The sequence below is a fragment of the Qipengyuania psychrotolerans genome (assembly GCF_019711355.1).
Lineage (GTDB): Bacteria > Pseudomonadota > Alphaproteobacteria > Sphingomonadales > Sphingomonadaceae > Qipengyuania > Qipengyuania psychrotolerans.
On sequence record NZ_CP081297.1, the window covers coordinates 73,324 to 94,696 of the forward strand.

Consider the following 21,373-nt stretch of genomic DNA (forward strand, 5'->3'; position numbering starts at 1 on the left):
CGATCCGCGCCCGCGAAACGATAGGAATCAGGCTTCCAGCTCGATGTCCCAATAGAGCCAGTCTCGCCACGTTTCGTGGAGGTAGTTGGGCGGGAACTGCTTGCCGTGTTGCTGCAATTGCCAATGCGTCGGGCGGATGGGGGTGCTGTAGAGCTGCATTCCAGCCTGCTTGGGCGTGCGCCCGCCCTTCTTCATGTTGCAGGGCGCACACGCCGTGGCGATATTTTCCCACGTCGTCTTTCCGCCCAAACGGCGCGGGACGACGTGATCAAACGTAAGATTGCTCATGTCGCCGCAGAACTGGCAGGAAAACCGGTCGCGCAGGAAAAGATTGAAACGGGTGAAGGCGGGAAATTCGCTCGGCCGCACATATTGCTTCAGCGCAATCACGCTGGGGATTTTCATGTCGAGATTGGGCGAATGGACCTCGCGGTCATAGGTCTCGATCACGTCCACCCGGTCAAGGAAGATCGCCTTGATCGCGGTCTGCCAGGGCCACAGGCTCAGCGGATAATAGGATAGCGGCGTGTAATCCGCGTTCAGCACAAGCGAAGGGCACGACTGCAGATTGCGCGTCGGATCTTCGTCGGCGCTGCGGAACCGCGCGGCGCGTTCGAGTAGCTCAGCCTTGAACATCAGTCGTAGACACGTTTGCGCCCCTCCCCGATGGAATGGAGAATGCACTTGCAAACAAATGGGTCAAGACTGTTACAGACACCCTATCCACAAGCTTATCCAGCGAGTCCTGTCACTTGATCGTCACCCGTTTCGCCCCGAGCCCCAATGGATCGCTGCATCTTGGCCATGCCTATTCGGCCATCACGGCGTATGATCTCGTGCAGGAAAGGGGTGGCCGGTTCCTGCTCAGGATCGAAGATATCGACGGGGAACGGTCACGAGCCGAACTTGCAGACGAGTTTCGCGCCGACCTGGAATGGCTGGGCCTGGAGTGGGAAGAATTGCCCGCACAATCGACCCGGCTGGACCGGTATGAGGAGGTTGCGCGCTCCCTTATGTCCTGCGGACTGCTGTATCCTTGCACCTGTACCCGCGCAGACATTGTCGCTGCCAAGCCGCGCGTAGGGGCGGACGGCACGATTTATCCGGGGGCCTGCAAAGGCTGCGCGGTCGATCCTTCGAAACCCGCAGCCTTGAGGCTGGATGTAGACCGGGCCATCGCGGAAGTCGGCGAGATCTTCTGGGAGGACGAACTGGCCGGGATGATCAAGGCCGACCCGCGCGAATTCGGCGATGTGGTGCTGGTGCGCAAGGATGCGCCAGCAAGCTACCACCTTGCCGCCACGCTCGACGATGCGGCTGACGGGATAACGCTGGTCACGCGCGGGCAGGACCTGTTCACGTCGACCCATGTGCACCGGGTGCTGCAAGCGCTGCTCGATTTACCGGTGCCCGAGTGGCACCACCACCCGCTACTGGTGGACGCTAGCGGACAGAAATTGGCCAAGCGGCGAGGATCGCCCAGCCTTGCCGACCGCAGGAAAGCGGGCGAAGATGGCCGGGAACTTGCAGATGCGCTGCGCGCTGAGAAGTTGCCGACTGGTATTACGATAGAGAGCACCTAGATAACAGCCATGCAAACCTTCCTCATCATTGTCATCGTCGCCCTCATGGTCCTTGTCGTGATCTCTCTGATCCGCGGTATCGTCGCCTTCATGCAAAGCACGAAGATCGACCTTCAAAGCGGCGAGCAGGTCGACGCGACCGAGATGCAGTTGAAACAGAACAAAGCCATGTTTGCGCGCATCAAGTACCAGGCGCTGGCGGTTGTCGCGCTTGCCATCCTTATGGCCGTGGCGAACTGACGCGGGTGGTCAAGCTCAACAAGATTTATACGCGCACGGGCGATGACGGGACGACCGGCCTCGTCGACGGGTCTCGGCTGGCCAAACATGCGCCGCGCATGGAAGCGATTGGCGCGGTAGACGAAGCCAACAGCGCATTGGGGCTGGCAGCAGTAGCGCTGGAGGGCACGGATCACGCAGAGGCGCTGTTTCGCATCCAGAACGACATGTTCGACCTTGGCGCGGACCTCGCCACACCGGCTGATGAGGGTGAAGATTTTGCGCCTTCCGAAATGGTGTTGAGAGTGGTCGAGGCGCAGGTCGGCTGGCTTGAACAGGCCATCGATGCTGCGAACGAACGGCTTGAACCCCTGACAAGTTTCGTGCTTCCCGGCGGCAGCGAGGCTGCAGCGCGCCTGCATGTCGCCAGGGCCTCTGCCCGGCGTGCTGAACGTTCCTGCGCCGCGCTTGCGGTAGTCGATCCGGTCAACCCGCAAGCTCTGGCCTATATCAACCGGCTATCCGATTACCTGTTCGTGCTGGCGCGCGTCGCCAATGCTGATGGGGCGGACGACGTGAAATGGGTTCCCGGCGGAAACCGCTGATCCCCCGCTAGCCAGCGGCGCCCACACTCGCTAACGCAGCGCCTTTGCTGCATCTGCGAAGGGATTTTCAATTGAGCAAGACGATCGCAATTATCGGTGCGGGCCAGATGGGCTCGGGCATAGCGCAGACCATCGCGCAGCACGGCATGCAGGTGCTGCTCGCCGATGTCAGCCTTGAAGTTGCCGAAACAGCGGTTGGAAAGATCGACAAGGCGCTCGGCAAGCTGGTCGGGCGCGGCAAGATCGAGATTGCCGACGCAGAAGCCACCGTTGGCCGCATCACGCCCGTCGGCGATTACGCGCGCATGGGCGAGGTCGAGATGATTATCGAGGCAGCGACCGAGAAAGAAGAAATCAAGCAGGCCATCTTCGAAAAGGCAGGCAAGATGCTGGGCCCCGATGCGATAATGGCATCGAACACCAGTTCGATCCCGATCACGCGCATGGCGAATTATTCACCCGATCCGGCGCGCTTCATTGGCCTGCACTTTTTCAATCCCGTCCCGGTCATGGGCCTGATCGAGGTCATTCCCGGCCTTGCCACCAGCGAGCAGACCACGGCGCGCACCCGCGCCTTTGCAGAAGCACTCGGCAAGGAAGTCGTGCTCAGCCAGGACGAGCCGGGTTTCGTCGTCAATCGCATCCTTTTGCCGATGATCAACGAAGCGATCTTCGTGCTCGGCCAGTCGACCGCCGGTATCGAGGATATCGACAAGGGTTGCCGCCTTGGCCTCAACCATCCCATGGGTCCGCTGCAGCTGGCGGATTTCGTCGGTCTCGACACGTGTCTCGACATCCTGATGGTGCTGTATCGCACGACGCGGGACAGCAAGTATCGTCCTGCGCCCCTGCTGGTGAAATATGTCGAAGCTGGCTGGCTGGGACGAAAAACCGGCCGCGGCTTTTACGACTACACCGGGGACGAGCCTAAACCCACTCGTTAAGGAACCCTCCGGCCTCGCGGTCCGTTGGTTGGGCAAAGGAGATTTTGCATGACCGATGATACAAAGCCGCAGAGCCAGGAGCAGCGCCAGTCGGGCCTCGCGCCCGAAACGCACAATGACGAGCAGGATGACCACCGCAGCCAGGCCCAGGAAGTGGCCGAGCAAGCGCGTCAGACGTCAAACGATACTGGTTCGCCAACCGAAAGCACCAAGAGCAAGAACAAATCGGACCTGATGGGCGATTCCACGCAGGACACCATTGATCACATGCGCGACATGGAAAGCTCTGGCAGGATCGACATGGACGCCTACCGCGGTGAGCCAAACCACGACGATAATGTCGACAAATATGGCAAGGGCCACAATCCGGACGGGCTCCGCGGCGACGGAACTTAACTGGTGAGGTCGCCGTCGTTGAGGATCCACAGGCCAGCGGTCAGGATCGCTGAACCGAGGGCGACCCCGTAAGCCATCACTTTGAAGTTCGGGGTGGAAATCGCTTCGAACTTGTGCGGATCAAGCCGGGCTAGCGTAGCGCAAGCCCGGCGTTCTGCCGTGACGGCAAGCCATCCTCCACCCACGATGAAGGCAGTAGCGATGGCTTTCCCAAGCCATGGCGGCTCCAGTTCACCAAAGACGGCACGAAACCCCAAGCCGATGCCGATTGCAGCGAATGCGGTTCGCATCCAGCCTGCGAATGTCCGCTCCATCGCCATGATGTTACGATCTTCTGCGAGGTCGGTGCGGAATTCCGCCCATTCGGTGCTTTTGTCTGTGCCCTTGGGCGGATCGTCCTGTGCCATGTCTTCAATAGCGAGCGAAAGCCGCAGGCGTTCCGGAAGCGCTAGCTAATGGGTTCAGCCGAGACGAGGGGCTCGGCATCATTGATCAGCCAATCCTTGTTTTCGGGAATAGGCTCGACGGGTACGTTCTGGCGCCCAGCTTCGGAATACCAACTGTCCAGATCAGGCGTTTGTTGCGCTTGGCGGCTCGGTTGAGGAGCGGTCGCAGCAGCTGGTGCAGCTGATTGTTGCTGCGCCGGGCCAGCCGATACCGGCGCGCCCTCCGCCTCTGCGGCAATCTGCTGAAGCATTCCGGGATCTTCCTCCCGGCCCACCACCGCGACGACTGCGAGGAGGAACAGCCCGATCATGATGAGCTTCTTGCGCTGAGTGACAAACATGCTGGTGTCCATGGGCACCAGATATACTGCCGATCCGGTTAAGTCTTTCTTTCCGCCGCTCTGGCCTTCAATTCATACAGTTTTTCAAGGGCTTCGCGCGGGCTGAGCGTGTCTACGTCGATCGTATCCAGCATCTCATTTACCGGATCGATTGTAGCGTCTTCGGTTTGGATGCTCGCTGCAAACAGCGGAAGATCTCCTAGCCCCGCGCCCAATCCCCCGGTTTCGGCGCGCCCCTTTTCGAGCTTGTCGAGCACGGCCTTTGCCCGCTTGATGACCGGAGCGGGCACTCCTGCAAGCTTGGCTACCGATAGGCCATAGCTCTTGTCTGCCGCGCCTTTGGCCAGCTCGTGCAGCAGCACTAGGTCGCCTTTCCATTCGCGGGCGCGCACATGGTGCAGGCTCAGCGCGTCACAGGTTTCGGCCAGTCGCGACAGCTCGTGATAATGGGTGGCGAACAGGCAGCGGCAAGCAAGCTGTTCGTGGACCGCCTCCACGACCGCCCACGCCAGCGCCATGCCGTCATAGGTCGAAGTCCCGCGCCCGACTTCGTCGAGGATGACAAAGCTGCGTTCGGTTGCCTGGGACAGGATGGCTGCGGTTTCGACCATTTCGACCATGAACGTGGAGCGCCCGCGAGCGAGATTGTCGGACGCACCAACACGGCTGAACAGTCGGTCAGCCAATCCGATCCGGGCCGAACTTGCTGGCACGAAGCTGCCTGCCTGCGCCAGCAGCATGATAAGTGCGTTCTGGCGCAAGAAGGTCGATTTACCGCCCATGTTCGGGCCGCCGATCAACCAGAGGCGGTCGTCCTGTCCAAGTGAACAGTCGTTCGCCACAAATCGCTCGCCGCTTTTCGCCAATGCTTGCTCGACGACCGGATGACGCCCCCCGCTGACCTCGAGGCACGGCTCGTCCAGCATTTCCGGCCGTGCCCAATCGCCTTCGACCGCACGTTCTGCCAGACCTGCGGACACGTCGATCCGGGCAAGGGCGGCAGCGGTTGCGGCGATTGCTTCGCGGTCGGCAACGATTTCACCGACGAGCTTTTCGAAATGGCTGTCTTCTGCCGCGAGCGCATGGGCGCCTGCTTCGGCGATGCGGCTGGCCTCTTCATGCAGGCCGATGGAGTTGAAGCGCACTGCGCCCGCCATCGTCTGCCGGTGCGTGAACCCGCTATCGGCGGCCATCAGCTTGTCGCCGTGCTTGGCTGGTACTTCGATGAAGTAGCCCAGCACCTTGTTGTGCTTGATCTTCAGCGAGGCGGTTTCGGTCTCGGCGCGGTATTTTGCTTCCAGCGCGGCAATGGCACGCCGGGCGTTGCCGCTGGTTTCGCGCAGCGCGTCGAGGGCGTGGTCATAACCCTCGGCGATGAAACCTCCCTGACCGCGCTCGGTCGGGGGGGAGGGGACAAGGGCGCGCGAAAGGTGATCGACCAGCGCGCCGTGACCCCCGAGGGCACCGGTCATCCGCGTGAGCAATGGCGGCAGATCTGCGCTGCCTTCCAGCATATCGCGAACCCGCTGCGCCTCGGCCAATCCGTCGCGCACCTGCCCGAGATCGCGCGGACTGCCGCGTCCTGCCACCAGGCGCCCAAGCGCCCGTCCAATGTCGGGGGCCTGACGCAAGACCGCTCGCAAATCGGCCCTCAATAGCGGGTCGCTGTGGAAGTGATGCACACCAGCCAACCGGTCTTCTACCGCAGCCCGGTCTGCCAGCGGAGCGGAAAGGTCGTCGGCCAATTGCCGCGCGCCCGCTCCTGTCGCGCAGCGATCCACACAGGCGATCAGGCTGCCTTCGCGCCCGCCATTTTGTGCAGCGAGTATCTCGAGGCTGATCCGTGTCGCGGCATCCATCGCGAGATGCGCGCCAGAGCCCCGCGCAACCGGAGGCAGCAGGAATGGCATTTTCCCGCGGCCGGCATGGTCGAGATAGGCGATCAGTCCGCCAGCTGCTGCGAGCATGGGGCGAGTGAAGTCACCCAGACCGTCCAGCGTTGCGATCCCGTGGATCTGTTTCAGCCGCGCTTCGCCGTCTTCGCTGCGGAAATCGGCCCGGGGCCGCGCGATGACATCCTCGGCTATCTCGTCGCAGTCGTCGGGCATGACCACTTCGCTCGCCCCAAGCCGCGCCAGCGCTGCATCCAGCCGGTCGGGTGCACATTCTTCCAGTTCCATTCGGCCCGTGGAAATGTCGCAGGAGGCGAGCCCTATGGCATCGCGTACCGGGGCGAGCGCCACCAGCAGGTTCGCCCGCCGCGGTTCCAGCAGGGCTTCTTCGGTAAGTGTCCCCGCCGTAACGAGCCGCACGATGTCGCGGGCGACCAGCGTTTTGGAAACCGGCTTGCCTTCGCGCTTGGCCCTTTCTTTTGCTTCGTCGGGCGTCTCTGTCTGCTCGGCTATCGCAACGCGGCACCCACCCTTGATCAGCCGGGCGAGGTAGCCTTCGGCGGCATGGACCGGCACACCGCACATTGGAACTGGCTGGCCGCCGTGTTCACCCCGGCTGGTGAGTGCAATGTCGAGCACGCCTGCAGCCACCCGCGCATCTTCGAAGAACAACTCGAAGAAATCGCCCATTCGGTAGAACAGCAAAGCGTCGCCCGCTTCCTGCTTGAGCGCGAGGTACTGCTCCATCATCGGGGTGGGTTTGCCGGACATTGCAAAAGCCGTAGCGGCGGGGTTAGCGATTCGGGAAGCGGCGCAGAGCGTCTTTCCCCCTATGACTTGCTCCAAAATGCCCTTAGGGCGGAGCCGAGAAAACACAGGGACATCTATGGCCGACGAGAAACCGACCGCTTTCACCACGCGCGAGGCGCTGTTTTATCACGAGACGATCCGCCCGGGTAAGATCGAGATTATTGCGTCAAAACCTATGGCGAGCCAGCGCGACCTGAGTCTGGCCTACTCGCCAGGTGTAGCCGCCCCGGTCGAAGCGATTGCCGCCAACCCGCAGGACGCTGCGCGTTACACGGCGCGGGCGAACCTGGTGGCGGTGATCTCGAACGGTACGGCGATCCTCGGCCTCGGTAATCTCGGGGCGCTGGCATCCAAGCCGGTCATGGAAGGCAAGGCAGTGCTGTTCAAGCGCTTCGCCGACGTCGATTCCATTGATATCGAACTCGACACCGAAGACCCCGACAAGTTCATCGAAGCGGTCGCGCTGATGGAGCCGACCTTTGGCGGCATCAACCTCGAAGACATCGCCGCACCTGAATGCTTCATCATCGAGCAGGCCTTGCGAGAGCGGATGAACATCCCGGTCATGCACGATGACCAGCACGGCACAGCGATCATTGCGGCGGCCGGACTGATCAACGCCTGCCACTTGACCGGGCGTGATCTGAAAGACTGCAAGATGGTCGTGAACGGGGCGGGTGCCTCGGCGCTGGCGTGCACCGCGCTTATCAAGGCCATCGGCATTCCGCATGACCAGGTGATCGTGTGCGATCGGTCCGGTCCGATCACTCCTGGCCGCGAAGGCGTGGATCAGTGGAAAAGCGCTCACGCTGTCGCAACCTCCGCGACCACCCTCGAAGAAGCGCTCGACGGGGCGGATATTTTCCTCGGACTGTCAGCAGCAGGAGCATTGAAGCCGGAGTGGGTCGCAAAGATGGCTGACAAGCCGATCATCTTTGCAATGGCCAATCCTGTGCCGGAAATCATGCCGGAAGATGCCAAGGCAGTCCGGCCCGATGCGATCATCGCGACCGGGCGCAGCGATTATCCCAACCAGGTCAACAACGTGCTGGGCTTCCCGTTCATTTTCCGCGGCGCGCTCGATGTGCAGGCGACTGCGATCAACGAGGAGATGAAGGTGGCCGCAGCCCAGGCAATTGCTGCCCTGGCGCGCGAGCGCGTGCCGGAAGAAGTCGCGGCGGCCTATGGCGTCACACACCAGTTCGGCGAGGAATACATTATTCCCGCCCCGTTCGATCCGCGCCTGATGGAAGTGGTCTCAAGCGCCGTGGCGCAGGCCGCGATGGATTCCGGCGTGGCCAAGGCCCCGATCGAGGACATGGAAGAGTACCGGCACCGTCTCAAGGCCCGGCTCAACCCCACTACCGCGGCGCTCACCAACATCTACGACCTCGCCAAGGCCAATCCCAAGCGGATGGTCTTCGCCGAAGCGGAGGAAGATGTTGCCTTGCGTGCCGCAATCCAGTTCCGCGATTTCGGATACGGAACGCCGATCCTCGTCGGACGGACCGAGAAGGTTCGCGAAAAGCTGATCGAGCTGGCGGTGGAAGATCCGGACGACTGGATCATCGAAAACTCGGCCGTTTCGGACAAGGTCCCGGCCATGGTGGACTACCTCTACAAGCGTATGCAGCGTCGCGGCTATACTGAGCGTGACGTGGCCCGCATGGTCAATCAGGAACGCAACGTGTTCGCCGCGCTGCTGGTCGCACTGGGTCACGGTGACGGCATGATTTCGGGCCTTACCCGCACCTTCGCGCAGACTGCCCGCGAAGTTGGCCGCGTGCTCGATGAAAAGCCCGGCGCAGTGCCTTTCGGTATCCACATGATGATCGGTAAGAACCACACGACCTTCCTCGCCGATACGACGATCAACGAACGGCCCAGCGCAGAACAGCTTGCCCACATCGCGCGCGAAACCGCGGCCGTGGCACGACGCATGGGGCATGAGCCACGCGTGGCCTTCATGTCCTACTCGACCTTCGGCAATCCGTCCGGCCAGTGGCTCGGCAACATCCGCGATGCGGTTGCATTGCTTGATGCTGATGACAGTGTGAATTTCGAGTACGAAGGCGAGATGGCGCCCGACGCCGCGCTCAATCCCAAGGTGATGGCACTCTATCCCTTCAGCCGCTTGTCTGGCCCAGCCAACGTACTGATCATGCCCGGACTGCAATCGGCCAATTTGTCGGCTAAGCTGCTGCGCGAACTGGGCGGCGAGACGACCGTGGGACCGATGATGATCGGTATGGAAAAGCCGGTTCAAATCGCCCCGATGACGGCAATCGCGCCCGATGTCCTGACCCTGGCAGTCTTGGCGAGCGCAGGGGTGCTGGGCTGACCCGCATGATCGCTTCCCAGCGGCATCTGTTTTCGATCCCGGACGAGGTTCATTACCTCAACTGCGCTTATATGGCGCCGCTCTCGCACGCCGTCAGCGCGGCGATGGTGGACGGCGCCCGGCTGAAAGAGCAGCCGTGGAATTTCCTCCCGCCGGATTTCTTCCGCGTGACCGAGGAATTTCGCGGAAAGGCGGCAAAGCTGGCACGTGTGTCCGAAGAGAATATCGCCGTCGTCCCCTCGGTCAGTTACGGCCTCGCTGTCGCCGCAGCGAACCTTCCGCTCGAGAAGGGGCAGCGCATCATCACGCTGGGCGATCAATTTCCCTCGAACGTCTATCCTTGGCAGGAACTGGCCAAGCGCAAGGGCGGGGAAGTTGTTGCTGTTCAGCGGCCGTCGCAGTCCTGCTGGACGCAGGCCGTGCTTGAAGCGATCGACGATGCCACTGCCATCGCCGCCCTGCCGAATTGCCATTGGGCAGACGGCCGCGTGGTCGACCTCGCCGCAGTCGGCGAGAAATGCCGTTCGGTCGGTGCCGCGTTGGTCCTCGATCTTACGCAATCGCTCGGTGCGATGCCGATCGATTTCGCCGCGGTGCAGCCCGATTTCGCAGTCTCCGCGTGCTATAAATGGCTGATGGGCCCTTACGGCATCGCAATGCTCTATGCTGATCCAAAGCACCATGGCGGGGAGCCTATCGAGCACAACTGGATCAACCGGGCCGGATCACAGGATTTCACCCGGCTGGTCGATTACCGGAGCGATTATCAGCCCGGCGCCCGCCGCTTCGACATGGGCGAAAAATCCAACGCGCCGCTGCTGATGGGGGCCGGCGCAGGAATCGATTTTCTGCTCCAACACGGCGTCGACGCGATTGCAGAAACGCTTGCAAGTACGACCCAGGGTATCGCGGACAGGGCAGCACGGCTTGGCCTGGCATCCGCACCGATCGGCACACGGGCGGCGCATTTCCTCTCGCTCGAATTTCCGGATGGTTTGCCCGATGGCCTGACCGACCGACTCGCGAAAGCGCAGGTGTTCGTTTCGGCACGCGGTCAGTCGCTGCGCGTGACGCCGCACCTCTACAATAATGACGCGGATTGCGAGGCGCTGCTCGCCACGCTTGAAGAGGTTCTCACCTAGACCGGTGCACCGTTCGTCGAGCGGATTTGGTTTCTGACAGCCCGGTTAAGGCGCGCGCAACCATCACCGCGACAGGGGCTCGGCAACAGGGTCTGTACAACAAGGAATTACCATGAAGAAACTCATCGCACTGGCCGCGCTAGGCGCCGGCCTTGCCGCCGCTCCAGCCGCAGCGCAGGACCAGAACGTGGCTCCCGGCGGTTTTCACGTCGGCGTAATCGGCGGTTACGAAGGACTGGACGTTGATGCCGCAGACGGCACCGCCACGGCCAGCGCAGACAATGCTGTCTATGGTATCACCGCCGGCTATGATCTTAGCCTCGGAAGCGCATTCGTCGGTGTCGAAGGCGAAATTTCGACCAGCGATGGTTCGACCAGCTTCCCCGACTCGTTCGGCGGAGCGCGCGAAGGTCTTGAGACCGACGGCCAGTACTACATCGGTGCGCGTGCAGGTTTTGCCATCACGCCCGGCATCGCAGCCTATGGCAAGGCGGGCTACACCGCGCTCGACACAACAGCTTTCACCGAAAGCGGTTCGCTGTCCGATCTCGATGAGAACACTGACGGCTTCCGCTTCGGCGGCGGACTGCAGGTTCAGCTTCCCGGACCGCTCGAAGCGCGGATTGAATACCGCCGTTCCAACTACAACAACCTGGCCGATATCGACCAGGGCGATGCCTCGACCGATCAGGTTGTCGCCGGACTTGGACTGCGCTTCTAAACGCTAGTACTGAAGATCCTTGCCGGTGTAGTCGACGTAGCGAAACTCTCCTCCGCTCGCACTCTCGACCACATCGGCAAGGCCTTTCACGCTCTCATCTACCGTGATGTGAGCATTGGGTCCGCCCATATCTGTCTGGACCCAGCCCGGATGCAGCGACAGTGTGGCGATGCCACGCGGTCCGGCGTCCTGTTCGGAAATGCCCTTGGCGAGCATGTTGAGCGCGCATTTGCTGGTACGATAAAGCTCGTAGCCGCCTGAACTGTCTTCGATCGACCCCATCAGCGAACTCATGAAAGCCAGCGTTCCGCCATCCTTGATCTTGGGCAAAAGCGCCTTGGCCAGGTGGGCAGGACCAAACGCGTTGGTCATCATCACCTGCGCCACTTCATCTGCCGTGGCTTCGAGCGCAGATTGATGGCTCGCGCCGGTAATGCCAGCGTTCACGATCACGGCGTCCACTTCAGTGTCGAAGCTCTCGAATGTCTTGGGATCGGTTACGTCCATCGTTTCGACACGCACCCCGTCGACCGCGTGCAGGTCTTCGCTTCTGGAACGTTCGGTCGCGATGACGTCCCAGCCGCGAGCCTTGAATTCCTTGGCAAGGCCAAGTCCGATGCCGCGTGATGCGCCGACGATGAGAATGGTTTTGCTCATTGGGGATTTCCTTCTGCTGGATAGACCAGCGTTTTCAGGTTCATGAATTCATGGAGGCCGTGGTGCGACAATTCGCGCCCGAAGCCGGATTTCTTGATGCCGCCAAACGGAGCCTCGATCTTCGAGCCATTGACCGCGTTGAAGGTGGTCATGCCAGCCTCGATGCGGTCTGCGAAGATCTCGCGTTCGTCGTCATCATTGGTCCAGACCGCCGAGCCGAGGCCGAACGGGATTGCGTTCGCGATGGTGATTGCTTCCTCGATATCGTCCGCCTTGTAGAGCTGGCCGACGGGTCCGAAAATTTCGTCTGTCCCGGTTTCACTGGCGAGCGGCACGTCCGTGAGCAGGCCTGCGGTCATCCACGCGCCGTCCCGGTCCAGCTTTTCGCCGCCGAATAACAGTGTGCAACCTTCCTGCCTGGCATTTTCGATCTGCTCCAGGACTGTGTCGCGCTGCCCTTCGCTGGAAAGCGGGCCCAGCTGTGTATCGTCTTCCATCGGATCGCCCAGCTTGACGTCCTTTAGCGCCGCGATGAATTTCTCCGCGAACGCATCATGGATGTCGCGGTGGACGATGGTTCGCTTGCCGCAGATGCAGGATTGGCCATTGTTCTGGATCCGCGCAAAAACCGCGTCTTCGACCGCCTGATCGATATCGGCGGATGGCATGACGATAAACGGATCGCTGCCGCCCAGTTCGAGCACGACCTTTTTCAGATGCTTGCCCGCCTGCTGCGCCACCGCGCTGCCCGCGCCCTCGCTACCGGTGAGTGTCGCTGCGACGATTCTAGGATCAGCAATGACATCGCCGATGGGGTCGGACGGCACGCACAGGTTCTGGAACAGACCCTCTGGCCCGCCAGCTTCCAGTACCAGCTCTTCGATTTTGTGAGCCACGCCCTGGACGAGACTGGCATGCTTCAGCACGCCGACATTTCCGGCAAGGATCGTCGGTGCGAGAAAACGAACGACCTGCCAATACGGGAAATTCCACGGCATGACGGCAAGCACCGGGCCCTGCGGGAGCCAGCGCCCTTCAGCGCGGCCGCCATCGGACAGGTCCCAGAACTCCGATTCGAGCATTGCCGGACCGACCTTGGCAAAATGATGGAAAAGGCTGGCGCATTTTTTCACCTCGCCGCGCGCCTGCGTGATCGGCTTGCCCATTTCCGTGACTGCGAGCACCGCCAGCTCTTCGCTGCGGCTTTCATAAAGATCGCCGAGCCTTGTCAGCAGGTCGATGCGATCCTGCACCGGGCTACGGCGCCAGTCGCGGTAGGCCCGCGTCGCTGCCTCAAGCTTGGAATCGATGCCGTTTTCATCGAGCGTTTCATATTCGGCGATTGGCTCGCCGGTCGCGGGATTGATTGTAGTGATCAAGGGGCGGCTCCTGAATTCGGTCTTACCCATTCAATCGCCGCGCCCCGCTTTGCGTTCCGCCGCTATTTTCGGCGGAAGCGGAAATACCAGACCTCGTGGCCATAGGTGTTGCGCGCCTTGTGCTCGTAGCGCGTCTCGCACCAGCCGGAGGGGCGAGTTTCCCAAGTGTTCCGGCCTTCGACAATCCATTCGAATTCATCAGTGAAATTGCGCATCACCATCAGCGCGTGGCGCAAGTAGATTGCGTGATCGGTACCGAAGCGGAACTCGCCGCCGGGTTTGAGCTTGTCGGCAATCATGCGGACCGGACCGTCGTTCATCATGCGGCGCTTGGCGTGCTTGTTCTTGGGCCAGGGGTCGGGATGGAGCAGATAGACCATTGTCAGCGCGCCGTCGGGCACACGTTCGAGGGCTTCCAGCGCATCGCCGTGCTGGATGCGGACATTCGCCAGGCTACCGTCACGCACGTGGCCCAGCGCCTGCGCGACGCCGTTGAGAAAGGGTTCTGCGCCGATAAAGCCGTGATCGGGAAGTAGATCCGCCCGGTAGGCAAGATGCTCGCCCGCACCAAAACCGATTTCGAAATGCATCGGGCGGTCGAAGCCGAACAAGCGCTCCGACGTAACCGGACCTTCGGTCGGTACTGCGATCTGCGGCAGTAGCTTGTCGACCAGTTCCTGCTGGTTCGAACGCAGGGGTTTGCCCTTGCTGCGCCCATAGAGGCGCTTGAGCGTGGTTGGGTCGCCGTCCTTGAATGCTGACATGGGGCGGGGCGCTAATAGCAAAACGCCCGGAAGCCAATAGGCTGCCGGGCGTCTCGCTGTTTTCCCGTCCAGGAGAATTCGGTCAGGCGGCTTCCGCCTCTTCGTTTGGATCGCGCAGCACGTAACCACGGCCCCATACGGTTTCGATGTAGTTCTCGCCGCCGCATGCATGGCTGAGCTTCTTGCGCAGCTTGCAGATGAAGACGTCGATGATCTTGAGTTCGGGTTCGTCCATGCCGCCGTAAAGGTGGTTGAGGAACATTTCCTTCGTCAGCGTGGTGCCTTTGCGCAAGCTGAGGAGCTCGAGCATGGCGTATTCCTTGCCGGTCAGGTGAACGCGGGCACCGTCGACTTCGACGGTCTTGGCGTCGAGGTTCACGGCCAGCTTGCCGGTGCGAATGATCGACTGGCTGTGGCCCTTCGAGCGGCGCACAACAGCGTGGATGCGGGCGATCAGTTCTTCGCGGTGGAACGGCTTGGTGACGTAATCGTCTGCGCCGAAGCCGAAGCTGCGAATCTTGCTGTCCATTTCGGCAATGCCCGAGAGGATCAGGACCGGCGTCTGCACCTTGGCGACGCGCAGCTTCTTGAGCACATCGTAGCCGTGCATGTCCGGCAGGTTGAGGTCGAGCAGGATGATGTCGTAATCATACAGCTTGCCCAGGTCCAAACCCTCTTCGCCCAAGTCCGTAGCGTAGACGTTGAAGCCTTCGGTAGTCAGCATGAGCTCGATCGCCTTGGCGGTTGTCGGCTCGTCTTCGATCAGCAGTACACGCATGGGTTTGGTCCCCCCTTGCCCCTGTTTGCGGTAACCCCCTGTAAAGAGGTGTTGCCCTTTGTTAACCACACTGGGTGTGAACGGGAAAGGTTAACGTGGAGTAAAAACAGTTAACATTTTTCAGTGTTGCAAACAGGACTCACAGCGATTTCAGCTTCTTCTCGCGTCGGCGTTGGGCCGAGGATCCGATTCCGATTGCCTCGCGGTACTTTGCGACAGTGCGCCGGGCGAGATCGAATCCCTCTTCGTTGAGGAGGTCGGTCAGCTTCTGATCGGACAGAACCTTCTTGGGGTCTTCGCCTTCGCACAGCGCACGGATGCGGGCCTTGATCGCCTCGCTGCTGGCCCCTTCGCCATCGGCTGCGCCCACCCCACTGGAGAAGAAATACTTCATTTCAAACGTGCCGCGCGGGCAGTGAAGGTACTTGTTGCTGGTAACGCGGCTGACGGTGCTTTCGTGCATCTCGATTGCCTCGGCTACTTCGCGCAAGGTCAGCGGGCGCATCGCGGACACGCCTTCACGGAAGAAACCTTCCTGCCGCTTCACAATCTCGCTGGCTGTCTTCAGGATGGTCTTCTGCCGCTGGTCGAGCGCGCGGATTAACCAGTCGGCTTCGCCCAGCTGTTCATCAAGCCATTTGCGCGATGCCTTGTCGCGCGCGCCGGCTTCCAGCTCGATATAGTATTCACGGTTCACCACGAGGCGCGGGAGGCTCGCTTCGTTGATACGGATTGACCAACCGTGTTTGCCCGTGGGTGCGATCAATACGTCGGGCACGACTGCGGCTTCGTTCTCTCCGCCATACTGGCATCCCGGTTTGGGATCATAGCCTTTCAATTCGGCCAGCATGTCGGAGAAATCGTCATCATCGACATCGCAAAGCCGCTTGAGCCGTGCGATCTCGCCTTTGGCCAGGAGATCCAGATTGTCGATCAACCGCGCCATGCACGGATCGTAGCGGTCGGCCTCTTTCGCTTGCAGCGCCAGGCATTCGGCAATGCTTCGCGCGCCCACACCCGTTGGTTCAAGGGATTGGACCAGATCGAGAGCGCGCTCTATTTCCGCCACCGGCGCGCCGAGTTCTTCGGCGAGATGGCGCAAATCGGCCTGGAGATATCCTGCATCGTCGAGTTCGTGGATAATACGGGTCGCGATCAGGGCTTCGCGTGCATCATGCGCCTGTGCCCCGACCTGGCCGAGCAGGTGCTGGGCCAGCGTAGGCCCGTCTGAACCCCGGTTTTCAAAATCGGGTAATTCAGATCCCGCAAGGCTGCCGCCATCGGCTGCGCGGCCCCAGTCTCCCATGTCGCCCGGCGCTGCTTCCGGATCGAGTGCGTGATGCGCTATGTCGAGTGCACCCTCTCCGTCCGGTCCAGGAGCGCTGTCATGTTCGGCAGGCGGTGCCTCGGAACTGTCCTCGCCTTTTTCGCGCCGCACCTCGCCGATATCGAGCAAGGGATTGCTCTCCAGAGCATCGGCCACGAAGGTTTCGATTTCGAGATTGGACAGCGCCAGCAGCTTTATTGCCTGCTGCAACTGCGGCGTCATCACCAGTGACTGGGTTTGCCGTAGGTCTAGCCTCGGACCAAGCGCCATCGTTCAGCTCCGGGCGCGCGCCGTTTTCACAGCGTGAAATTCTCGCCGAGGTAGAGGCGTTTCACGTTTTCATCGGCCACCAGTGCTTCGGGCGTGCCTGCAAACAGGACCTGTCCGCCATATATGATGCAGGCCCGATCGACGATTTCGAGCGTCTCGCGGACGTTATGATCGGTGATGAGCACGCCGATGCCGCGCGTCTTGAGGTCTGCAACCAGATCGCGAATGTCGCTGATCGATAGCGGATCGATCCCGGCGAACGGTTCGTCGAGCAACATGATCGAAGGCTTGGCGGCCAGCGCGCGGGCAATTTCCGCACGGCGGCGTTCACCGCCGGAAAGCGCCATCGCCGGACTGGAGCGCAGGCGCGTGAGGCCGAATTCATCGAGCAGGCGTTCCAGCTCTGCTTCGCGCGTTTCGGCATCAGGTTCGACCATCTCGAGCACGCAATTGATGTTCTGTTCGACGGTCATGCCGCGAAAAATACTGGTCTCCTGCGGCAAATAGCCAAGACCCAAAATCGCTCGGCGGTACATGGGAAGCTTGGTCACATCCTCGCCGTCCATCAGGATGCGGCCGGCATCGGGGCGCACAAGACCCATGATCGAATAGAAGCAGGTCGTCTTGCCCGCGCCATTGGGGCCGAGCAGTCCAAGCACCTCGCCCTTGCCGACCGATAGCGAGATATCGGTCAGAACTGCGCGCTTGTCATAGCTCTTGGCGATCGAAATGACCTCGAGCCCGCCCTGCGGGATCGGCGGGGCGGCATCATGCACCGCTTCGTTTTCAGGGCTCATTGTCAAATCTGCCATGTCCGGTGCCATAGCATGGCCTACGGCGCTGAAAACCCCTGCGTGCCCCCTCAATCGACGAACTGGCAGGATTCATGCATGGACTGCTTTGGGACAGGTAAACGCAATTAGTCGGCTGCCGCTTGCCAGAATGCCGCAATTTTGAAACAATGCGAGTCGGAGCAGGATTGGAGAGTGTGCCCATGGGCAAGGCGATCGACAAGACGGGCGTTGGCGGCGTGACGGATCACGCAAGCAAGCGCGACCTTCGAAAAGCGATGAGCGACAATATCGCCGTTGCCCTGATCATTTACACCGGCCTCCAGATTTTCATGACGGTACACGCCATGAAACAAGGCATTTCCTCGATTGCCCCTTATTTTGCTCTGATCGTTCTGGTTGCGGCCATTATCCCGGCGTGCCGCTGGTTCGAGCGTCGGTGGCTCGACCTGTCGGACGATGAAGCGGCTGATCCAGCCATGAAAGGCGCGTTCCGCCGTGACCTTGCCCTGCTGTGGGGATTGGCGATCGGCTTGCCGGTTTTGCTGACAGCCCTGTTAAAGGTAGCGTTCGCCGCTCTGGGCTAGGGCTTGCTAGCCCGCCATGGGAACTCTAGCCGGACCCCAAACCGGACCAGCGGAGTTATTTCAACATGATCGATACCGACACTGCGCTGGCGCGCTGCAATGACCTTGTGGCCTTGGCCCGTTCCATGGGTGCGGACGCTGCAGATGCAGTGGCCCGCGCCGATTTCTCCGAGAGCGTGAGCGTGCGTCTCGGCGAGCTTGAAGATGTCGAACGCTCCGAAGGCGAAGAAATCGGCCTTCGCGTGTTTGTTGGAAAGCGCTCCGCCTCGATCCACACCAGCGATTTCGAACCGGAAGGTCTGCGCGCGCTGGCCCAGCGGGCCGTGGAGATGGCCCGCCATGCGCCTGAAGATCCCTATGCCGGCCTGGCTGCTTCGGAGCAGTTGTTTGATGGCGAGATGCCCGACCTGCAATTGCTCGACCCGGCGGAGGTTGATCCAGCGGCCTTGCGCGAGGCGGCATTGGCTGCCGAAGATGCAGCGCGCGCGGTGGAAGGAGTTACGAACAGCAATGGCGGTAGCGCCACATCGAGCAGGGCGGTCGTCGCACTTGTCACTTCGCATGGATTTGCACGCGGGTATTCCGGGTCCGGCTTCTCTTATTCCGCAGCGGTTATCGCGGGCGAGGGCAGCGGGATGCAAACCGACTACGCCTCGCGCAGCGCGCGGTTCTACGAGGACTTGCCCGCTCCTGCCGAGATCGGACGCGAGGCCGGCGAGCGGACGGTTGCAAAGGTAAGCCCGGTTTCCCTGCCAAGCGGCAAGATGCCGGTTGTATTCGATCCGCGCGTTGGCGGCGGCCTTCTGGGTCACCTGATCGGCGCGATGAGCGGACCTGCGATCGCACGTAAATCCAGCTTTTTGCTGGGCCGCGAAAATGAAGAGCTTTTCGACAGCAGCATCCGCATCATCGAGGACCCGTTCCAGCTGCGCGGATTGCGCTCGCGCCCCTTCGACGGCGAGGGTGTTCCCTGCGCCCGGCGTCCTCTGGTCGAGAACGGCCGGATCACCGGCTGGTTGACCAATGTCGCTTCGGCGAGGCAGCTTGGCCTTGGACTGACGGGGCACGCAGCGCGATCGGGCGGAGGTTCCCCCGGTGTCAGCGCCAGCAATGGGTATCTTGAGGCTGGCGATGTCACGCCGCAGGAACTGATGGCTGATATCGAGGACGGTCTGTATGTGACCGGATTGTTCGGCCAAGGAGTGAACATGGTGACTGGTGACTACAGCCGCGGCGCGACCGGTATCCGCATTCGGAACGGCGAAATGGCCGGGCCGGTCGCCGAAATTACCATCGCCGGAAGCCTGCCGGACATGTTCCGGGCAATGACACCTGCCAATGACCTCGAAATGTTCAGGGCCGTGAACGTCCCGACTTTGCGGATCGATGGAATGACGGTGGCCGGCGAATGAGGGCTCTACTCGCCGCTATAGCGCTTGGAATTGCCACGCCAGGCGTAGCCATGCTGCCCACCGCTCCGTCCGAGAGCGCCGAGCCTGCTCCACCGGAATCGCCTGCCCAGCAGATTGCCGACACGCAGGATGCGGGCGCCGACGCGCGCATTGCCGGACGTATCGAAGGGATTTTTGCAGAGCTGCCCGCGCTCGCCGAGATCAACGTTGACGTGAAACAAGGCGTCGTTTCGCTGACCGGTGTCGTCCCTGACCAGGAAGACATTGCCCGCGCTGAAGCGATTGCGGGCCGCGTCTCTGGTGTGGTGACGGTCGAGAACGACCTTGAACGCGATCTTTCGATCGCCGCGCAAGGCGAAGGCATCGCCAGCCTGGCTGACCGAATTTCCGGCTTCGTTGCAATGCTGCCGCTTGTCGGCCTCGCGTTCGCGGTATGGGCAGCGATCTCGCTGATCGGATATCTCCTCGCCGGGCTCAGTGCCTTGTGGCGCAAGGTGGCTCCCAACAGTTTCCTGGCCGAGCTTATCGCCAGCGCGATCCGCTTTGTCTTTGTGGTCGGCGGTCTGGTCGTCGCACTCGATATCATCGGTGCCAGCGCGTTGCTCGGAGCGGTTCTCGGCGGAGCAGGGGTTATCGGCCTCGCACTGGGTTTTGCCCTGCGCGATACAATCGAGAACTATGTTGCATCGCTGATGCTGAGCTTGCGCCAACCGTTCCGTGCGAATGACTGGGTGCAGATTGACGACCTGGAGGGCCGGGTCATTCGGCTGACGAGCCGCGCAACCGTACTCATGACGCTCGACGGCAATCACCTGCGCATACCTAACAGCCAGGTCTTCAAGGCGGTCATCACCAACTTCACACGCAATCCGCAGCGCCGGTTCGAATTCGAGCTGGGCGTGGACGCAGATGATGATGCGCGTGCGGCAAGCAAGCTAGGGCGCGACACGCTGGCTGGCCTCGACTTCATCCTCAGTGATCCGCCGCCCGAGGCACGGATCAAGGAAGTTGGCGATTCGAATGTCGTGATCCGCTTCCTGGGCTGGATAAATCAGAACGAAACCGACTGGTGGAAGGCGCAGAGCCAGGCGATCCCTTCAGTGAAGGAAGCGCTGGAAGCCGCCGGATTTGGCTTGCCCGAACCGATCTACCGCCTTCGCTTCGACCCGAGGTCGGCAACGCTGCCTTTCGAAAACAAGGCGGAAGGCACGACGGAGAAAGAGCGCAAGGCTGCAAAGCCGGTGCCGCAGGTCACCGTCAGCGAAGCAGACGAGGACGTCAGCCCGGCGGCGGATATTGCGGACATGGTGAACCAGGAGCGCCGTCAAAGCGGGGGCGAGCAAGATATGGACCTGCTCGATCACTCCCGCCCTGTGGAATAATTACTTCGCGGCTTCGTAACGCTCGATCGCTTCGATCACGATCTGGCGAGCTTCCTTGGCATCGCCCCACTTGCCGACGCGGACCCACTTGTCCGCTTCGAGATCCTTGTAGTGGGTGAAGAAGTGTTCGATCTGCTGGAAGATGATGCTCGGCAGATCCTTGGTTTCGCCGACGTCCGAATAATACGGGAAAGTCGTGTCGACCGGTACGCAGATCAGCTTTTCATCGCCGCCATGCTCGTCTTCGAGGTTGAGCACGCCAATCGGGCGGGCACGCACCACGCAGCCTGCGATGAAGGGCGAACGCGCGATGACCAGCGCATCAAGCGGGTCGCCATCAGGGCTGAGCGTGTGGGGTACAAAGCCGTAGTTCGCAGGGTAGCGCATCGGCGTGTGCAGGATGCGGTCGACGAACAGCGCGCCGCTTGCCTTGTCGAATTCGTACTTCACCGGCTCCCCGCCGGTGGGCACTTCGATAATCACGTTGAGGCTTTCAGGCGGGTTGTCGCCAACGGGGATCATTTCGATGCGCATGGACTACTCTTGTTGAAATTACTGTTTGCCCCTCCCCCCAGAAAGACTTCGC

Annotated in this window: 22 protein-coding genes; 11 read left to right on the plus strand and 11 right to left on the minus strand. The window is 61.3% G+C overall.

Annotated elements, in window-relative coordinates; all coding sequences use genetic code 11:
- Positions 1-27: 27 nt before the first annotated feature.
- Complete coding sequence (locus K3166_RS00415; RefSeq protein WP_221422752.1) at positions 28-636, minus strand: HNH endonuclease; 609 nt, start codon at positions 634-636, stop codon at positions 28-30.
- 116 nt (positions 637-752) lie between these two features.
- Here K3166_RS00415 and gluQRS point away from each other — a divergent pair, with 116 nt between their 5' ends.
- From gluQRS to K3166_RS00440, 5 genes are all read left to right on the plus strand, one after another.
- Positions 753-1,583, plus strand: coding sequence for a tRNA glutamyl-Q(34) synthetase GluQRS (gene gluQRS, locus K3166_RS00420; protein ID WP_221422753.1), 831 nt, complete (start codon positions 753-755; stop codon positions 1,581-1,583).
- 9 nt (positions 1,584-1,592) lie between these two features.
- On the plus strand, positions 1,593-1,823 hold the full coding sequence (locus K3166_RS00425; protein ID WP_221422754.1) for an HIG1 domain-containing protein: 231 nt from the start codon (positions 1,593-1,595) through the stop codon (positions 1,821-1,823).
- 5 nt (positions 1,824-1,828) lie between these two features.
- Positions 1,829-2,407 (plus strand): cob(I)yrinic acid a,c-diamide adenosyltransferase, encoded by a 579-nt coding sequence (locus K3166_RS00430; protein ID WP_221422755.1) that lies wholly within the window; start codon positions 1,829-1,831, stop codon positions 2,405-2,407.
- 71 nt (positions 2,408-2,478) lie between these two features.
- On the plus strand, positions 2,479-3,351 hold the full coding sequence (locus K3166_RS00435; RefSeq protein ID WP_221422756.1) for a 3-hydroxyacyl-CoA dehydrogenase NAD-binding domain-containing protein: 873 nt from the start codon (positions 2,479-2,481) through the stop codon (positions 3,349-3,351).
- Positions 3,352-3,399: 48 nt separating this feature from the next.
- Positions 3,400-3,747: a hypothetical protein gene (locus K3166_RS00440; RefSeq protein WP_221422757.1), complete on the plus strand. Its 348-nt coding sequence runs from the start codon at positions 3,400-3,402 to the stop codon at positions 3,745-3,747.
- Here K3166_RS00440 and K3166_RS00445 read toward each other — a convergent pair.
- From K3166_RS00445 to mutS, 3 genes are read right to left on the minus strand one after another with little or no spacing between them, the layout of a single operon-like run.
- Positions 3,744-4,154, minus strand: coding sequence for a YidH family protein (locus K3166_RS00445; RefSeq protein WP_221422758.1), 411 nt, complete (start codon positions 4,152-4,154; stop codon positions 3,744-3,746). The two genes, K3166_RS00440 and K3166_RS00445, sit on opposite strands and share 4 nt — an antisense overlap.
- Before the next feature lie 41 nt (positions 4,155-4,195).
- A complete protein-coding gene (locus K3166_RS00450) occupies positions 4,196-4,546 on the minus strand; it encodes a hypothetical protein (protein WP_221422759.1) in 351 nt (116 codons plus the stop codon).
- Positions 4,547-4,572: 26 nt separating this feature from the next.
- Positions 4,573-7,197 (minus strand): DNA mismatch repair protein MutS, encoded by a 2,625-nt coding sequence (mutS, locus tag K3166_RS00455; protein WP_221422760.1) that lies wholly within the window; start codon positions 7,195-7,197, stop codon positions 4,573-4,575.
- 115 nt (positions 7,198-7,312) lie between these two features.
- On the opposite strand from mutS, the gene K3166_RS00460 reads away from it, so the two are divergent.
- The 3 genes from K3166_RS00460 (at position 7,313) to K3166_RS00470 (ending at position 11,440) form a co-directional block, all read left to right on the plus strand.
- Positions 7,313-9,577: an NADP-dependent malic enzyme gene (locus tag K3166_RS00460; protein ID WP_221422761.1), complete on the plus strand. Its 2,265-nt coding sequence runs from the start codon at positions 7,313-7,315 to the stop codon at positions 9,575-9,577.
- Between the two features lie 5 nt (positions 9,578-9,582).
- Complete coding sequence (locus tag K3166_RS00465) at positions 9,583-10,719, plus strand: aminotransferase class V-fold PLP-dependent enzyme (protein WP_221422762.1); 1,137 nt, start codon at positions 9,583-9,585, stop codon at positions 10,717-10,719.
- Positions 10,720-10,831: 112 nt separating this feature from the next.
- Positions 10,832-11,440 (plus strand): outer membrane protein, encoded by a 609-nt coding sequence (locus tag K3166_RS00470; protein WP_221422763.1) that lies wholly within the window; start codon positions 10,832-10,834, stop codon positions 11,438-11,440.
- A gap of 3 nt (positions 11,441-11,443) precedes the next feature.
- Here the strand turns inward: K3166_RS00470 and K3166_RS00475 are convergent, their stop codons facing one another.
- From K3166_RS00475 to lptB, 6 genes are all read right to left on the minus strand, one after another.
- Entirely contained in the window at positions 11,444-12,097 is a 654-nt protein-coding gene (locus K3166_RS00475) for an SDR family NAD(P)-dependent oxidoreductase (RefSeq protein WP_221422764.1), read from the minus strand.
- Positions 12,094-13,476, minus strand: coding sequence for an NAD-dependent succinate-semialdehyde dehydrogenase (locus K3166_RS00480; protein WP_221422765.1), 1,383 nt, complete (start codon positions 13,474-13,476; stop codon positions 12,094-12,096). The genes K3166_RS00475 and K3166_RS00480 overlap by 4 nt, the downstream gene beginning before the upstream one ends.
- A 62-nt stretch (positions 13,477-13,538) precedes the next feature.
- On the minus strand, positions 13,539-14,240 hold the full coding sequence (gene trmB, locus K3166_RS00485) for a tRNA (guanine(46)-N(7))-methyltransferase TrmB (RefSeq protein ID WP_221422766.1): 702 nt from the start codon (positions 14,238-14,240) through the stop codon (positions 13,539-13,541).
- Positions 14,241-14,322: 82 nt separating this feature from the next.
- Entirely contained in the window at positions 14,323-15,018 is a 696-nt protein-coding gene (ctrA, locus tag K3166_RS00490; RefSeq protein WP_221422767.1) for a response regulator transcription factor CtrA, read from the minus strand.
- Positions 15,019-15,157: 139 nt separating this feature from the next.
- Positions 15,158-16,615: an RNA polymerase factor sigma-54 gene (rpoN, locus tag K3166_RS00495; protein WP_221422768.1), complete on the minus strand. Its 1,458-nt coding sequence runs from the start codon at positions 16,613-16,615 to the stop codon at positions 15,158-15,160.
- A gap of 26 nt (positions 16,616-16,641) precedes the next feature.
- Complete coding sequence (gene lptB, locus K3166_RS00500) at positions 16,642-17,412, minus strand: LPS export ABC transporter ATP-binding protein (RefSeq protein WP_425594585.1); 771 nt, start codon at positions 17,410-17,412, stop codon at positions 16,642-16,644.
- A gap of 164 nt (positions 17,413-17,576) precedes the next feature.
- On the opposite strand from lptB, the gene K3166_RS00505 reads away from it, so the two are divergent.
- The 3 genes from K3166_RS00505 to K3166_RS00515 all read left to right on the plus strand — a co-directional run bounded on the left by K3166_RS00505 (position 17,577) and on the right by K3166_RS00515 (position 20,787).
- The gene (locus K3166_RS00505; RefSeq protein WP_345719136.1) at positions 17,577-17,993 is read left to right on the plus strand and encodes a hypothetical protein; all 417 of its coding nucleotides are present in this window, start codon (positions 17,577-17,579) and stop codon (positions 17,991-17,993) included.
- Between the two features lie 65 nt (positions 17,994-18,058).
- The gene (locus K3166_RS00510; protein ID WP_221422770.1) at positions 18,059-19,405 is read left to right on the plus strand and encodes a TldD/PmbA family protein; all 1,347 of its coding nucleotides are present in this window, start codon (positions 18,059-18,061) and stop codon (positions 19,403-19,405) included.
- Positions 19,402-20,787, plus strand: a complete 1,386-nt coding sequence (locus K3166_RS00515; protein WP_221422771.1) for a mechanosensitive ion channel family protein — start codon at positions 19,402-19,404, stop codon at positions 20,785-20,787. The genes K3166_RS00510 and K3166_RS00515 overlap by 4 nt, the downstream gene beginning before the upstream one ends.
- On the opposite strand, the gene ppa is transcribed toward K3166_RS00515, so the two are convergent.
- Positions 20,788-21,321, minus strand: a complete 534-nt coding sequence (gene ppa, locus K3166_RS00520) for an inorganic diphosphatase (RefSeq protein WP_221422772.1) — start codon at positions 21,319-21,321, stop codon at positions 20,788-20,790.
- Between the last annotated feature and the right edge of the window lie 52 nt (positions 21,322-21,373).